The sequence below is a fragment of the Clostridium sp. AM29-11AC genome, assembly GCF_003480545.1.
Classification (GTDB): Bacteria; Bacillota; Clostridia; order Lachnospirales; family Lachnospiraceae; genus Otoolea; species Otoolea saccharolyticum_A.
Genome location: NZ_QUJI01000024.1, coordinates 1 through 16139, shown reverse-complemented (window position 1 = coordinate 16139; position 16139 = coordinate 1). Strand labels below are relative to the sequence as shown.

13 protein-coding genes, 2 tRNA genes and 1 pseudogene are annotated in these 16139 nt (G+C 49.9%); 2 read left to right on the top strand and 14 right to left on the bottom strand.

What is annotated here, in order from left to right:
- Positions 1-135 precede the first annotated feature (135 nt).
- From ftsE to DW757_RS14435, 9 genes and pseudogenes are all read right to left on the bottom strand, one after another.
- Positions 136-792, bottom strand: a pseudogene (ftsE, locus tag DW757_RS14485) (cell division ATP-binding protein FtsE); the annotation flags it as partial.
- Between the two features lie 318 nt (positions 793-1110).
- The gene (locus DW757_RS14475) at positions 1111-2199 is read right to left on the bottom strand and encodes a helix-turn-helix domain-containing protein (RefSeq protein WP_015573612.1); all 1089 of its coding nucleotides are present in this window, start codon (positions 2197-2199) and stop codon (positions 1111-1113) included.
- 296 nt (positions 2200-2495) lie between these two features.
- Positions 2496-3605, bottom strand: coding sequence for an ABC transporter ATP-binding protein (locus tag DW757_RS14470; RefSeq protein ID WP_008395415.1), 1110 nt, complete (start codon positions 3603-3605; stop codon positions 2496-2498).
- Positions 3606-4187: 582 nt separating this feature from the next.
- Positions 4188-4259 (bottom strand) — tRNA-Gln (locus tag DW757_RS14460).
- A gap of 93 nt (positions 4260-4352) precedes the next feature.
- Complete coding sequence (locus tag DW757_RS14455; protein ID WP_021966506.1) at positions 4353-4625, bottom strand: type II toxin-antitoxin system HicB family antitoxin; 273 nt, start codon at positions 4623-4625, stop codon at positions 4353-4355.
- Between the two features lie 559 nt (positions 4626-5184).
- Positions 5185-6675 (bottom strand): hypothetical protein, encoded by a 1491-nt coding sequence (locus DW757_RS14450; RefSeq protein WP_118752071.1) that lies wholly within the window; start codon positions 6673-6675, stop codon positions 5185-5187.
- 2 nt (positions 6676-6677) lie between these two features.
- Positions 6678-7262, bottom strand: a complete 585-nt coding sequence (locus DW757_RS14445) for an RNA polymerase sigma factor (RefSeq protein ID WP_008395420.1) — start codon at positions 7260-7262, stop codon at positions 6678-6680.
- A 45-nt stretch (positions 7263-7307) separates the two neighbouring features.
- On the bottom strand, positions 7308-8135 hold the full coding sequence (gene truA, locus DW757_RS14440; RefSeq protein ID WP_008395421.1) for a tRNA pseudouridine(38-40) synthase TruA: 828 nt from the start codon (positions 8133-8135) through the stop codon (positions 7308-7310).
- A gap of 87 nt (positions 8136-8222) precedes the next feature.
- Positions 8223-8684: a VanZ family protein gene (locus tag DW757_RS14435; protein WP_118752070.1), complete on the bottom strand. Its 462-nt coding sequence runs from the start codon at positions 8682-8684 to the stop codon at positions 8223-8225.
- Between the two features lie 502 nt (positions 8685-9186).
- Between DW757_RS14435 and DW757_RS17455 the strand changes: the two genes are divergently transcribed.
- On the top strand, positions 9187-9360 hold the full coding sequence (locus tag DW757_RS17455; protein ID WP_021966503.1) for a hypothetical protein: 174 nt from the start codon (positions 9187-9189) through the stop codon (positions 9358-9360).
- Between the two features lie 298 nt (positions 9361-9658).
- Here DW757_RS17455 and DW757_RS14430 read toward each other — a convergent pair.
- The 5 genes from DW757_RS14430 to nifS form a co-directional block, all read right to left on the bottom strand.
- Positions 9659-9748, bottom strand: a tRNA-Ser gene (locus DW757_RS14430).
- A gap of 104 nt (positions 9749-9852) precedes the next feature.
- Entirely contained in the window at positions 9853-11388 is a 1536-nt protein-coding gene (locus tag DW757_RS14425) for an N-acetylmuramoyl-L-alanine amidase (protein ID WP_118752069.1), read from the bottom strand.
- Complete coding sequence (gene mnmA / locus DW757_RS14420) at positions 11385-12464, bottom strand: tRNA 2-thiouridine(34) synthase MnmA (protein ID WP_118752068.1); 1080 nt, start codon at positions 12462-12464, stop codon at positions 11385-11387. The genes DW757_RS14425 and mnmA overlap by 4 nt, the downstream gene beginning before the upstream one ends.
- A 5-nt stretch (positions 12465-12469) precedes the next feature.
- Positions 12470-12907 (bottom strand): Fe-S cluster assembly scaffold protein NifU, encoded by a 438-nt coding sequence (gene nifU / locus DW757_RS14415; protein ID WP_008395429.1) that lies wholly within the window; start codon positions 12905-12907, stop codon positions 12470-12472.
- A 186-nt stretch (positions 12908-13093) separates the two neighbouring features.
- Positions 13094-14275, bottom strand: coding sequence for a cysteine desulfurase NifS (nifS, locus tag DW757_RS14410; RefSeq protein WP_015545017.1), 1182 nt, complete (start codon positions 14273-14275; stop codon positions 13094-13096).
- A gap of 151 nt (positions 14276-14426) precedes the next feature.
- Between nifS and DW757_RS14405 the strand changes: the two genes are divergently transcribed.
- Positions 14427-15989 (top strand): oligosaccharide flippase family protein, encoded by a 1563-nt coding sequence (locus DW757_RS14405; protein WP_118752067.1) that lies wholly within the window; start codon positions 14427-14429, stop codon positions 15987-15989.
- Positions 15990-16139 lie beyond the last annotated feature (150 nt).

Genomic DNA, 16139 nt, shown 5'->3' with positions numbered 1-16139 from the left:
GCGGACGCTTCTCTCATACTTTTCTCTTTCATCCCTGACTGCTCTTTTTGTGCTCTCCGACTCTTTTACGACAGGTCCCCGCCTGGAATGAATCTCTTCCACCTGCAGCTCCCCGTAATCCCACGGCTCCATAACCTCATCACTGACGACACAGCCTCTGTCAATGGTAATCACCCGTTTTCCCATTTTTTCCACAATCTCATGGCTGTGGGTAACGACCACCACCGTAGTCCCCCGCCGGTTGATCTGCTCCAGAAGTCCCATGATCTCCATGGAATTATGAGCGTCCAGGTTTCCTGTGGGCTCATCGGCCAGAAGAACCGCCGGATTGTTGATCAGCGCCCTTGCGATGGCCACTCTCTGCTGTTCTCCTCCTGAGAGCTGGTTCGGATAGGACTTATATTTTGAGGAAAGTCCCACCTGCCGCAGGATGGCGGGAACATTTTCCTTTATCTTCCTTGTGGGTATTCCGAGAACCCGCTGGGCAAAGGCCACATTCTCGTATACGGTCATGTCTTTCAGCAGACGAAAATCCTGAAACACGACTCCCAGCATTTTTCTGTATTTCGGCACATAGCGCCGGGGCATCTTTCCCAGCTCCATGTCATTTACAATGACTTTTCCGGATGTCGGCTCCACTTCCTTTAAAAGAATCTTCATCAGGGTAGATTTGCCGGAACCGCTGCGTCCCATGATAAAAACAAACTCTCCCTCCTCGATGCGTATGTTAATATTTTTCAGAGCCTTATTCTTATTGTCATATGTCTTATTGAGATTGATGATCTCTATCATGCTCTTCTCCTCAGATTATGTAAACTGCTGCAACACATGGGCCCCATTTCTGCACAATTGCTCCCCCACATATTGCAGCAGTCCGCTTTCTGCTTATATTTCTTTTCACACTGGCCCGGCGGTCCTGAATAGTACCGCCGCAGGCACTCACTATTTTCAGCCGTGCACACCAGTTCTGATTTCTTAAAGCTTTCCCGGGCAGCATTCCCCAAAACTCCCCGGACAGTATTCCTCAAAAACCTTCCCCGGGCAGCGCTCCCCGCTTTTCTCTGAATCGGCTGCGAAGCCGCCAGAAAATTTATCGCCCTGCCATCGGGATTAATAGTCAAGATTTTCCATATACTTCATATATTTTACAACCATGAGCGCAATCTTAAAGGTAATCGCGTCCTCAAACACCCGCAGATCGAGACCTGTGCTCTTCTGGAGCTTATCCAGGCGGTAAACCAGAGTGTTTCTGTGAATATAGAGCTGTCTGGACGTTTCTGATACGTTTAAACTGTTCTCAAAGAACTTGTTGATCGTGGTCAGGGTCTCCTCGTCAAAGTCATCCGGTGACTTTCCATCGAAGATTTCCTTGATAAACATACGGCACAGGGGCAGCGGAAGCTGGTAGATCAGACGTCCGATTCCCAGGTTGCTGTAGGCCACTACGTTCTTTGTGCTGTAGAAAATCTTTCCCACATCCAGGGCCATCCTGGCCTCCTTGTAGGAGCGGGATACATCCTTGATCTCATTGACAATGGTTCCGAATGCCACATTGACCTTCGACAGAGCCTCCGTGTTCAGCATGTCGAGAATCATGTTCGCCGTCTTTTCCAGATCGCTGTAGGTCTCACCCGGCTTTACCTCCTTGACAAGAATAATATTTTTCTCGTCTACTGCCGTAATGAAGTCCTTCGTCTTTGTGGAAAACAGGCTTCTCACAGTTTCCAGGGCGTTTCCGTCCTTCTCCATCTGTGTCTCGATAATGAATACCACACGCTTCACATTGGTCTCAATGTGGAGCTTCTTTGCGCGGTTGTATATATCTACTAAAAGCAGGTTGTCGAGCAGAAGATTCTTGATAAAGTTGTCCTTGTCAAACCTCTCCTTATAGGCAACCAACAGATTCTGCATCTGAAACGCCGCCATCTTGCCAACCATATATACATCATCGCTTCCGCCTCTTGCCAGCAGAACGTACTCCAGCTGATGCTCATCGAATACCTTAAAGAACTGATGCCCCTGAAGCACCTGGCTGTCAGCCGGTGACTCCACAAATGCCAGAATTGCATTTTCGTACTCTTCCGCACCGGAAAAAGTGGAGGCCAGAATCTTTCCCTCTGTATCGCAGATACACAGATCAACTCTTGTAATCCCTTTTAACCCCTCAATATTTGTCTGGAGTATCTGATTTGATATCATAGCCTTCTCTCCTTTTCAAAAATTTTCCCTGATTACTATATTAATGCAAAACGCCGAAAAATGAAAGAGTAATTATTAATTCTTCACAAAAAAACGCAAATTTTTTTCGATTCTGATTCGATTCCGACAGGAAGCTGTTAAAAATTCCCAGTCACTGCCAAGGCAGCAAGGTCTTTCCTGCAGCGCAAAAAAGGCAGACTGTGCGAAAACAGCCTGCCAATCGGGAAACTTTTTAAGCTGCAGACAAAGGTCTTAAGACCTCCGCTCTGAAGACCATCTGAATGCTTATCTGAAAGCTATCTGAGGATATTGCGTCCGCTCTCCTTGTCAAACACACACATATTCTCCTTTTTCACATGGAAGGATACTGTTTCCTTCGAAAGTTCTCCCAGAGGCTCTGCAAGGCGGAGCACAAAGGCCCCCTCCTCCCTGTTCATGGACAACAGCTTCCCGTCCCCGGACAGTTCACACGCCTCTGCCGGAACCGTGAACACCTCATTCTCAGGATGCTCCCGGTCTGCCCCGAGACAGGCATCCTCCGGACGGATTCCTACGGTGATTTCCTTTCCGTCGTACCCCAGCTCCTTTATCTTTCTTCCCAGCTCCTTTGGAAGCAGGATGCGGCCTTTCTCTAATTCCACATATACCTGAGGGCCTTCGCTGACTGCAGTGCCGTCCATCATGTTCATGCCAGGATTACCCACAAATTCCGCCACAAAGCGGTTGACCGGACAGCAGTAGATATTTCTCGGCGAATCTGCCTGCTGAATGGTGCCATCCTTCATTACAACGACCGTTTTTCCCATCTTGAGAGCCTCCATGGGATCGCCTGTCGCATAGATCGCCGTGGTCTGCATTCTCTCATACAGCTTCAGCAGCTCGTTCTGCATATCCTCCCTGGTCTTTTCATCCCGACTGGAAAAGGGTTTGTCCATCAGAAAAATTCCGGGCCTCCTGGCAATGGCACGCCCCACTGCCACCAGCTGTCTCTGGGCCTCTGTCAGCTTTTCCGGCATACAGTCAAGCACCTCTGCCAGATCCAGAATCTCTGCTGTCTCTCTCACCAGGCAGTCAATCTCCTTCTGCGGAAGATGTTTCAGTTTAAGTCCGAAAGCCATATTTTCATAGACAGACATCTGGGGATAGAGAGTACAGTTTTGAAAAATCATGGCAATCTCCCGCTCTCTGGGTCCTGCCTCATTTGCCCTCTGTCCGTCTATCAGAAGCTCCCCCGAAGAAATATCCTCCAGTCCTGCTATCATACGCAGCACAGTGGATCGTCCGCAGCCTTCCGGCCCCACAAGCACAACAAAATCATGATCTTCTATCTCAAGATTGAAATCCTTTACAACTACATGTCCGTTCTGATAGTATTTTGTGATGTTCTTCAGTGACAATCCAGCCATTTCTTCTCCTCCTAGATAACCCTTTCGTTTATATGTATCATATCTTGATACGGAACCAGACAAATTTCATCGCCAGCCTTTGCAGTCATTATACCATATCCTCCGGATACGGCAGCCTCCGGCGGAATTTAGCGCCCGGCTTTCAGCAGTGCATGCTGAAACCGGCATGCGCAGGTATAATGACCGCTTTGCAGTCATTATACCTTGAAACATCCACGCTGAACTATCGTCTCAACTGCCAAAAAAAGCCTTATTTTTTGTATATGTTGTAATAAGTCGGAAAAAAACTGTTCAATTTGCCAAATATTACACTCTCTTTTCTCCCAATTCCATATAAAATCATTACGAATCCCATGTTGCTTCGAAAGTGCCGAATATTTCTGTGAAAAGTTCACAATAGGTACCGCCTCTTTTCGGGTAATGTGAGAGTGTTTTGCATAAATGTCAGAGAATTCTAAGCAGAGGAGGCAAACAGAATGTAAGTCTATGTAACACGTCTTTTTCTGAAAACAGAAAAATTCTGCAGAAAAAAAGCACCAGCTTCTGCTCTCGCAGATAACTGATGCTCTCTCCAGTTTATAACTGGGGTACAAGGATTCGAACCTTGAAATGACGGAGTCAGAGTCCGTTGCCTTACCATTTGGCGATACCCCAACAACGAATGTCATTATACTATATGGTTTCGTGTCCGTCAATAGTTTTTTTAATTTTTTTTATTTTTCTGCCAAATCAGCTTTTTCTTCAGTATCAATCATAGTCATCTACCAGCTTAATGCGGACAGCCACTGTGTTGATAAAACCGCCCTCCGGAAGTTCCAAATCTGCCTCATGGCTGATTCCAGGAAGCTCCCAGCTGTCCTCCAGCTCCACACGAATCCATGCCTCCTCAGCCTCCTTGGCTCTCTCAAGGGCCTCTTCAAAGTTATCTCCCTCAGCCACGCATCCCTCCAAATCAGGGAATACAACTTTATATCTTCCATTCTCATCCAGAATAAAAATTGCCGGATATGCAAATTTCATGATCATTCCTCCTGCCTTTAGTTAGTTTCCCTTCCCGATGGCATGTCGGTGCTTCAGCTCCAGCATGATCCGGGAATGCAGGCATCACTGCCAGCCCAAACATAATGCCATATCCTCTGGATATGCTACTCTCTCCGGGGGATGCGCACTCGCCGCAGTGGTGTTTTGGCTCCCTTCGGGTCCCATCGGGACGTTAGTCAAATGCATGCTCATGCAAGCATGGCATGCATTTTTCTCGCTATTATATCATAAAAACAGCTGCGTGGCAAACAGGAAACGCCGTTTCGTAAAACAGACAAAGCGGATCTGCCTCCCAAAGATTTCTCTCCTCTTTTCTGTGCAGATTCGCTTTGTCTGGTTTTCTTTTATTAAAATTCCGTTTGTTTTAATCTCTGTCTGTTTTCTGTGTCTTTATCAACAGCTTCCGTCCCGCCCGCTTTTGTCCATGCAGTATTCTGTCTCCTCACCCGGTCTCCACTCTCCGCTTGGGGCGGGCAGAGTGACTGGCATGCCGCTCGCCTCTTTCGCACTGTCCGAAAAGTCACACGCGCACTTAACATCAGACCTGTATTTCCGTTCCCTGCTCCTTAGGCGGAACAGACCTGGATTCTGCAGGCTCAGTCAGCGCAGGCAGTTCTGCTGCGGCTGCATCCGAGGTTTCTGTGCCCTCCTGGCTTTCACCCTTTGATCCTTCGTTTTCCTGGCTGCCCTGCTCTCCTTCGCTCTCCTCAGTCTCCTCCTCTGTATCTCCGTCATCTTCGTCCGGGTCATCCGGGCTTTCTTCGTCTCCATTGCCCATGGCGCCGTCGCTGATGTCAGGAGTATCAAAATAGCCCTTCACCGTTCCGTAGGAGCCTCCCTCTCTGGGCTTTACGCCGCTTAAGATAAAGACATAGGATTCTCCTCCTTCCAGGCCTTCTATCTCGATGGCGCAGGAGTCAGGACCCGTATCTGTGATCTTGGCTGAATAGCTTCCGCCGTTTGAGTCCTGCACAGAAATAGTCGGATTTTTCCATCTCACCCGTTCTTTAAAGGTCACATCTAAAATGCCCTCGTAGTAATCTACATAGTCGATTCTGGCCTTCTTTCCGCTTTCTGCCTCTTCCTCCTGCTCCTCTGTTTCAGGAGTTCCGGCTGTAGAGACAGGGGGAGCCGTCGCAGTTGGCTGAGAGGTGCTCACACTTTCTGTACTCTGACTCTCCTCAGAGCTTTCTGTCTGTATCTGTGAAGTTTCTGTCTCGGCTGCAGAGGTTGTGTTCTGTGAAGATGCTTCCTCCGTTTCTGCAGTGCCGCCTATCTGATAGGAACGCTCCGCAATTTCCCTGGCAATCTCCTCCATGGTCATTCCTGCAAAAGCCTCCAGCTCCGCTTCAGACAATCCGTTTTCTTCTACCAGCTCATACAGGAAGCATGCCTTTCCATAGGAAATATTGTACTGATCTGCAATCTCGCCAATCTCCTGGGTATCCGTCGCCTGCTGATCATAGACCACCGCATTGACCTTATGGGCCTCCAGGGAGGTCTCAATGTCAGTCACCACATCCTTCCTGAGCACGGAGGCCTTCTCCGTATCCTCATTGGTAACGGTAACCAGAATCGCGTTGTCCAGCTCGTCCAGGTAGCCGCATCGAACCATCGAACCGATAATGGCATTGACTCCTATATTCAGGTCAACCCCTTCCAAGTCCATGTCCGCCAGAACTGTGACGGCATCCTCATTCAGTGCCTCTGTCTCGAGTATCTTGTCCTTACGGTTTACTGAAATTTCAATGCTTGGATTTACATCCAGCCCGATAACCGAATCCACCCGTGTATTCTGATAATGCATCACGCCGCCGTACAGGGCTGCCACACAGAGACAGGCTGCAGCCGCCGTAACCGCTCTTCTCATCTTCCTGTATATCTTCAGACGTTTTGGCTGCTCTATATACCGAAGCTGCGGGGTGTCCAGATCGATCCTGTCTAATACATTGGGAGTCAGGGCTTCCACCGCCGATTTCAAATGGCTGGCAATCTCATCATTATTCCATTTTTCATGTGCATCGGCCAATGTTATCCCTCCTCTCTCAAATAATTTTTCAATTTCTTCATGGCGCGGCTGTACTTTGACAGCACAGTGGCTAACGGCATACCCAAATCTGCCGCGATCTCCCTGTGCTTCAATCCTGCTGTCGTATGTAGCAGTACAATCTGCCGCTCCTCTTCCTTCAGGATTTTCAGGGCCCCGTAGAGCACCAGCTTATCGGCGGCATCTTCTATCTGAGGACAGAATTCACCTGTCTCCATCTCTGAAAGATCAGAAAGCCCCATGTCCGACTCATGCTTCTGATCCCTGAATCTCATATAGCAGAGATTTCTGGCTATCGTAAACATCCAGGCCAGGGGTTTTCCCTGGGACTGGTAGCTGCCCGCTGAGGTCCACACCTTCAGATAGGCTTCCTGCATGATCTCCTCCGCGTCCTGAGGATTTCTCACAACAGAAAGAATAAAGCTGTACATGGACTTATCCGTATTCTGATATAACTGGCGGAATGCCTCCTGATCGCCTCCGGCAATCTTTAAAAGAAGCTTCTCGTCACTCAGCCTCCCATAATCGTCAGGCCCCTCCAGGGCGGCAAACATCCCCATCAAAAACATGGATTTTGTTTCCTTTCTATTAGTTTAATGCACCAGAACCGTTTATTATTGCATGAGCTGTAAACTTTTTTCATCATATCTCACGCTTTTTAACAGCAGTCCCTCCGCCGGAGCCGTAAAACCGGCGTTTTCCCTGTCTTGCGATTCAAGCGCCTTCCTCACGGAATCGACAGTTCTCCTGTGAAGTCCGATCTCTATCAGCGTTCCCGTCAGAATCCTCACCATATTATAGAGAAAGCCGTTTCCCGTAAACTCCAGAAGCACACGGCTTCCGTCCCTGTGAATCTCGATTTTTCGAAGTTCCCGGACTGTGGACTTCTTCATCCTCTTTGCCGAACTGAACGCCCTGAAATCATGGCTTCCCAGAAGGAGCTTCGCTGCCTCTTTCATTGCCAAAAGATCAAGCTCCTCTCCCAGGCCATAGATATACTTTCTCTCAAACACATTTTTCCGGCCGGCCGTTTCGATCTGGTAGAGATACGTCTTTTCCACTGCGTTCAGGCGGCTGTGAAACCGCTCCGGAACCTCCATGGCACTGATGACTGCAATATCCTCCGGCAGATAACGGTTCAGATAGTCCATCACTGCGGCGGATACGCTTGATGCTTTTCCTCCATTTTCTTTCTTTTCCGGTGTTTTATCCACAAGTTCTTCCAGACAGCGTTCCTCTAACCGGAAGTTGGCTACCTGTCCCAGAGCATGAACGCCTGCGTCTGTGCGCCCTGAACCGTGAATCTCCACAGGTTCGCCTGCCAGTTTCTCCAGAACTGCTTCCAGCTTTCCCTGGATGGTATTTTTTGTATTGCCCTGCTTCTGCCAGCCGTCATATCGGCTTCCGTCATACTGAAGAACGATTTTTATATTTCTGTACACTGCCGTTTCTCCCTGCCTGCGCCGGAGCCCTCTTTTAAGGCTGCCTGACGCCTGTTGTTATGTTTCCCTGTATTTTCCAAATTATCCTCAGCCTTCTCTTTCTCCCTTTTTCATGAGATATGCCGCTGCCCTGAAAAAGCAGACGGCGGCGGCAGTTCCAAACAGCACACCGCTCATATCCAGCCACACATCGCTGATCTGGCCGGAGCGCCCCGGTGTGAAAAGCTGGATTGTCTCGTCCACAAACGGCAGAAACACGCTGAGGAAAAGCTGAAGCAGAACCCGGCATCTTCCAAAGCTCTGCACCTGGTTCAGGCTCTGTGTCAAAAGAACTCCCAGGACTGTGTACTCACAGAAATGAGCACATTTTCTGATAATATGGTCTGTCAGCCACAAAGCGCTGATCCCCGCACTGTCCAGCAGGCCGTGAACCAGCTCCAGGACAAAACCGCTCTCCTGAGATGAAATAGCAGCCGGGGTCATGGAATTGGAATATATAAACAGCACATAGCATACAAGGACTATGTGCCAGATACGAGTTTTCTTCATGTCATCGTTCTTCCCTTCTCTCCGCCTGCTTCTGGCTGTGCGGATACTCTTATCTTAAAATTTCATTATAGTACAGGCACTTTCGATTGTAAAGAATCTGTGGAGCTGCTCCTTCCCGCTTCCTCTTAATTTTATTTTACTATATGCCCCATTTTCTGGATATTCTATTCTTCAGCCGTTCTTATCTTTTGATCAAATTCCGTTTATTTGCTCAAAAATGTCAAATCGTCTTCTCTCACAAATTTCTTTTCTTTTTTCAGCCTCATTTCGTCCTTTTGACGGAGCTCATAAACACCCGATGAAACATCGTATTATCCCCTGTTTATAGACGAAAAATTGTTTTTGAAAAGGTACAAAAAATACGATTTCCGTTATTGACAATTTATTTTAGGGTGCTATACTGAGGGCAATCAAAGGGAACGTGCCTTTGATAAAACTTAGAAAAGCTGAGGGGTTCCCTCTGCAAAAACAGCATAATATTAAAAGCGAAAGGATGATTATCATGTCCAACAATGAGAAAAAGGATTTAGTTCATGAGGTAAACGTAGCTGCTTCTCTTTACAGCTTTAATACAGATACAAAAAAGGAAGAGGATGCACACGCACACCCGGCTGAGGATACCTTAGAGAGAGAACTGACAGACATCTCCCTGCTCTACAACCTGGAAAATAAATAAAAGACAGGCGTGAAACCGCTTCCTGTTTTAAACTGTTTCCGCTCAGAATACCGCAGCCAGTACCGGGCCTGCATGCAGCCTGGTTCTGGCTGCGGTATTTTCTTTTCTCCCGGTTCTATCTTCCCGCCGCCAGTTCTGCTTATTGGGAATACAATAATAGAACCGCGCGGCTGCTTTAAGCAGCCTTTTCCTCTGCGCGGCGTGCGCATCCCGCCCGGCAGGGCTTTTTGTATTATAGGAAATTCGGAGGAATTTCCTATAATACAAGAAAAACCCCTGAAAAATCAAGGGTTTCAAGCGGAGACGGTGGGATTCGAACCCACGTGCCGGGATGAACCGACAAACGCATTTCGAGTGCGCCGCGTTACGGCCTCTTCGCTACATCTCCAGTCTGTACCGCTGGCCTTCCAGCGGCATCTTTTGTATTATACAAAATTTTTCCCGGTTTGTCACCTGGTTTTACAGCTTTTTTGCCTTTTTCTTCTGTCTTCTCTACTCTCCGGAGCTGAAAAACTGATCAAGGCCGTCGGCAATTCCCAGAGCGATTCTGTCCTGGTACTCCTCCTGAGATAAAAGCAGCTCCTCCTGCTGGTTGCTCAGAAATCCAACCTCCAGAACCGTAACCGGAACCTGGCTCCAGTTTATTTCGCTGAGTGTATCTGTCTGCTGTACACCGCGGTTTCTGGCTCCTGTAGCCTGGCTGACGCTGCCCGAGATGCTTCTGGAAAGAGCGTAGCTTCTGCCGTATATGCCGCTGTTGTAGGGATTTCCCGATGACTGACAGGTGGCAAGGATACCTGATACGGATGTACTCTCCTGGCTGTGAGTATGGATGTGGACAAGGGCTCCTGCACCGCTTCGGTTGGCTATCTCCGCCCTCTCCGCGCAGCTCAGGTTGATGTCATTGCTCTCTCTGGTCATAATGACTGTATAACCTCTCTCTGTGAGAATCTGCTTCGCCTTCCTGGCGATCGACAGCGTCACATCACACTCTCTGAGTCCCAGAGAATTTCCCACAGCTCCGGCCGGCATTTTCTGCCTCTGGGAGAAAGAATCCGGCCCTGCCGGCTCCTTTGAGGTATTTTCCTTTCCCTGATGGCCTGCGTCCAGCACAACAATCCGCCCATTGGAGACTGGGATCACCGTCCCGTCAGAGGCCGCCATAACTGCCGCGTCGGCCGGCACAGCTCTTCCCTGCGGCGCATCAGCCTCCGGCACAGGCTCCTGTACGATTTTTTCCGGCTCCTGAACCTTCACATACTGGGACGCCACATAGCAGGTTCTTCCGTCATAGAGTACACGGCTCCACTCTTCATTTTTTCCGGTCCTTTCAAGCACCTCTCCTGCCTGAAGCTGCGTAATGATACGGCTTCCCGTCTGGCTTTCCGCCCTCAGATTAACTCCGTTTTCCTGAACGGTCACCAGATCCTCTGTATCCGCAAAACCATTGGAGGTAGTCAGGGCGCTGTCCAGCTGATCAATCTGCGGCTTGCCATCCCCGGAAACAGCCTGACCCTCTGCCTGGCTGCCGGCTCCGCCCGCAACTGCGTCGCTCAGATAAAGCTCCTGCTTCTCTCCTTCTTTTTCCTGCCCTTCTGCAGCCTCGGCTGCCATAAGTTCTGCAGTAGTCTCTGCCTGTGCCTCCTTCAGTACCGCCGTCTTATCTGAAAAAATCCTGAAGCCCTCTCCCAAATAAAACCCTCCGGCGCAGAGACAGACAGCAAGCAGAGCTGCTGCTGCCAGGCCATATGCCAAATCTCTTTTGGGTCTTTTGCCTCGTCCGGGCCTTGCCCCCTGCATAATTTTAACCTTACGCCCCTGGTTCGCCGTCCGCCCTGCAGCGGCCGACCGGCCAAGGCTCAGACTCTTTGAAGGCCTGCTTCCCAGTCCTGACTTCCTGTCAGAAATAAGGCTGCGGAGGGCTTCCAGCTTCTGTACAGGGAATCTGGCGCCTCCTTTTTTCCTCTCTGCATTTTTTACATTGCGGCGGGATCTTCCTCTCTGCTTTTCACTCTGATTCTGAATCATAGGATGGTACCTCCTCCAGCCACATATTCCCCGTCGTACAGCACAACGGCCTGTCCCGGCGTGATGGCTCTCTGAGGCTCGTCAAATACACATTCCGCCAGGTCACTGCCTATTTCCCTCACTGTGCAGGGTGCTCCCTTGTGGCCATAACGGATTTTGGCGATGAAGCGGTGCTCCTCTCCGTGAAGCCCGTCCACTGCCATCCAGTTGATCCGGTTAAACCGCAGCGTTCTGGAAAATACATCACTGTTCTCCCCGATCACCACCTCGTTGGTCTCCGGACGGATTTCGACCACGAAAACAGGATGGCCCATGGAAAGGTTTAAGCCCTTTCTCTGGCCCACCGTGTAGTGAGTGATCCCTTTGTGGCGTCCTAAAACATTTCCCTGCAGATCCACAAAATTTCCTTCCGGAAGCTCCTTTCCTATGTCCTCCATGATAAATTTGGCATAATCATTGTCAGGGATAAAACAGATCTCCTGGCTGTCGGGTTTGTGGGCCACTCTCAGGTTCAGCTCCTGCGCCATCTTCCGAATCTCGTCCTTCGTGTACTCGCCCACAGGCATGAGTGTGTGGGCGAGCTGCTCCTGGGTGAGATTATAGAGGGCGTAGGTCTGATCCTTGGCTGCTGTGGCAGATTTTTTCAGGGCATAGCGGCCATTTGGCAGCTTCTCAATCCTGGCATAGTGGCCTGTGGCAATGTAGTCCGCTCCTATTTCCAGACTCCGTTTTAAGAGGGACTCCCATTTCACAAACCGGTTGCAGGCAATGCAGGGATTTGGAGTGCGGCCTCTTAAGTACTCAGCCACAAAGTAATCCATGACGTTCTCCCTGAACTCTTTTTTAAAGTTCATCACATAATAGGGGATGGCGAGATCCTCCGCCACCCTTCTGGCGTCGTCCACCGCGCTGAGTCCGCAGCAGCCGCCGTTCTCTTCCACAGCTTCCGGTTCCTCATCCTGCCAGATCTGCATGGTCACGCCGATCACGTCATACCCCTGTTTTTTCAAAAGCCAGGCAGCCACGGAGGAGTCAACTCCTCCTGACATGCCTACCACTACCTTCTTTTTCTCCATGGTGATTAGTACTCTTCTTCCTCTTCTTCTTCACCGATATCAGACTTTGGCTTCTCAAGGCCTTCGATCTTGATTCCGTTCTTCTCAGCATAGTCCCAGAGTGCAGCGTGAATAGCCTCCTCTGCCAGCAGGGAGCAGTGAACCTTCACCGGCGGAAGCCCGTCAAGCGCCTCCATAACGGCCTTGTTTGTCACCTGCATGGCCTCTTTAATACTCTTGCCCTTCACAAGCTCTGTGGCCATACTGCTGGTGGCAACGGCTGCTCCGCAGCCGAAGGTCTTAAACTTCACATCCCGGATAATCTGGTTCTCGTCAATGTCCAGGTAAATTCTCATAATGTCTCCGCACTTGGCGTTTCCAACGGTTCCCATTCCGCTGGGGTTCTCTATCTCTCCCACATTTCTGGGATTCTGAAAGTGGTCCATAACTTTCTCTGAATACATAGTATTTCTCCTGTCTTTTCTGTCATACTGTTTTCGTGTTTCTGCATACGCTCACGTTCCTGCTGCAGTCTGCCGTCCTTCTCTGTCAGGCTGTGCTGCAGCAGGCTGAAATTTTTCTAAGGCCAAAGCAGCTTGGCCAGACCGTGCCTGACAGGCCGGTTTCCCGGCTGCCTGTTTCTACCGCCGCTATCTCTGATGCTTGACAAAGTCCTCGTAGAGCGGGGACATGGAGCGCAGTCTCTCCACAATCTTTTTGATGCTCTCCACGGTATAGTCAATCTGGTCCTTTGTGATCTCGTCGTTTAAGGTGAGCCTCAGAGAGCCGTGGGCAATCTCGTGAGGCAGGCCGATGGCGAGAAGCACGTGAGACGGATCCAGGGAGCCTGAGGTGCAGGCGGAGCCGCTGGAGCCGCAGATCCCATCCATATCCAGCATAATCAGAAGAGATTCTCCCTCAATAAACTGGAAGGCAAAATTCGCATTGTTGGAGAGGCGCTCTGTAGGATGCCCGTTAAGCCTTGTGTAGGGGATTTCCTTCATCACTCTGGCGATCAGGTAGTCCCTCATCTCCTTCTCCTTTTTGGTGCGCTCTTCCATGGAAGCCATGGCAAGCTCGCAGGCCTTTCCCAGTCCCACAATTCCGGGTGTGTTCTCTGTGCCTCCGCGGCGCTTTCTCTCCTGTGCTCCTCCGTGAATGAAAGAGCGCGATTTCACGCCGGTTCTGATATATAAAAATCCGATTCCCTTCGGCCCGTTAAATTTGTGTCCGCTGGCGCTCAGCATATCTATGCCGCACTCGTCCACATCAATCGGAACATGGCCGAAAGCCTGGACAGCATCTGTGTGGAACAGAATTCCGTGTTCCTTGGCAATGGCGCCTATCTGGCGGACAGGCTCAATGGTTCCGATCTCATTGTTCGCAAACATGATGGAGATTAAAATAGTTTCCGGCCGAATTGCCTTTTTAAGCTCCTCTAACTTTACAACGCCGTTCTCATCCACGTCCAGGTATGTCACCTCAAAGCCGCGCTTTTCCAGGTACTCACAGGTGTGGAGAATGGCGTGATGCTCAATCTTTGAAGTAATAATGTGGTTTCCCTTCGCCCGGTAGGCCTCGGCCGTAGCCACTAACGCCCAGTTGTCGGACTCGGTTCCCCCTGCTGTAAAATAAATCTCGTTCGTCTTTGCGCCCAGAGCCTTCGCGATAGTCTCCCTTGCGTGGGCAATCGCCTTCTTAGGGCCCGAGGAAAAATCATAGACAGAGGATGGATTTCCATACTGCTCTGTAAAATAGGGAAGCATAGCCTCCACTACCTCCGGCCTGGTCTTTGTGGTGGCCGCATTGTCGAGATAAATCAACTGTTTCATTTTAAATCCGCCTTTCGTCTTATTTTGTAGGAATAAAGGTAAAAGCTTCATCTACGTTTACTATTATAAAGGAAATTTTGCGAAACACAAGTAGTAATAATTCTTGTTTATAAAAATATAATACTATTAATTCCCCAGGTTCGGAGCTTTTATGAAAAAAAATCCACTGATTGCCGGCACTCTCCTGCTGACGGCTGCCGGCTTTTTAAGCCGGATTCTCGGCTTTTTCTACCGGATCTTTCTCTCACGGGCCGTAGGGGCCGAGGGACTCGGCATTTATCAGATGGTATTTCCTGTCCATTCGGTTGCATTTGCCCTGTGCTGCGGGGCTATCCAGACCTCAATCTCCCGTCTGGTGGCCAGGGATGCCGGCTCCGGAAAGGCTTCTCTCCGGACAGGACTTATCATTTCCCTGTCTTTATCAGGGCTTCTTGCGGGACTTATCTGGCAGTTCGCTCCGTTTATCGCCCGCTTTGTCCTCTTAGAGCCGGCCTGCGAGCCGCTTTTGCCGGTCATGGCCCTGTCCATTCCCTTTTCCTCCATCCACGCCTGCATCTGCGGCTACTATTATGGTATGAAGCGCACTGCCGTTCCGGCACTCTCCCAGATGTTCGAGCAGGTCATCCGCATGAGCGCCGTCTTTCTGATGGTACAGGTCCTGACGGCAAACGGAGAGCCTGTAACGGTGTCTGTGGCGGTCTGGGGCATGTTTATCGGCGAAGCTGGATCGGCTGTGTACAGCTATCTGGTTTATGCAGTGAAAGACAGGAATAACGGCAGACGGCCGCAGGCTCAGAAACATGCAAAGAGAAGGCGCCATAAAAGCGAATCTTCCTCTTTTGTCCCCTCAGCCGGTTTTCTCGCCACAGCGGTCCCCCTCATGGCCATGGCAGTGCCTCTCATGGGAAACCGGCTGATTTTAAACTGCCTTCAGAGCCTGGAAGCAATCTTTGTCCCAAACAGACTGATTGAATTTGGGCTGAACCACTCAGATGCCCTGAGTATGTACGGCGTTCTGACAGGAATGGCTCTCCCCTTTATTTATTTTCCCTCTGCCATCACCAACTCTCTTTCCGTCGTCCTGCTCCCCACTGTAGCCGAAGCCCAGGCTCAGGAAAACACGGCCCGGATTGAAAAAACAATTTATATGGCTCTGCGCTACAGCCTGTACATGGGAATTCTCTGTGTAGGACTTTTCGTCCTCTTCGGGCCGGAGCTTGGAATGACCGTATTCCAGAACACCGCTGCCGGGGACTATATCCGCATTCTGGCCTGGCTCTGCCCGTTCATGTACATCTCCACCACCATGGGCAGTATCTTAAACGGCCTCGGAAAAACCTCCTCCGTCTTCGTTCACAACGCAGTTTCCATGCTTCTCAACCTGTCCTTCGTGGTGTTTGGAATTCCCCATATGGGAATGAGGGCTTACTTCTATGGACTCCTGCTCAGCGAGCTTCTGCTGGCCCTTCTGCACATTGTGTGCCTGAACGGCGAGGTGAGAGTTCCCATGAGAGCCGGCGAGATGATTGTAAAGCCCTGCCTGTGCCTGGCCGTGGCGGTGGGAATTTTGTATGCTCTGGAGCCTGTGACTGCCTGGATGAAAGCCTCGGAGATGAACGGGTTCGTGCAGCTGGCAGCAAAGGGAGGCGTGATCTGTGCAGCATACGGAGGGATGCTCTGGGTGGTGCATGAGGGAAAAAGAGAGAAAGGGTAAAAGGAGTCCTTTTCGCCGCAGTGCGATCCCCGCGGATGACGTATAATTAATTTCTCAAAATCAATTTCATAAAAATAGACATGGTCTATAACCGTTTGGTAAAATTAAGTCACCACAACCAAATCTATCAAAGGAGGCTATAAAACCATG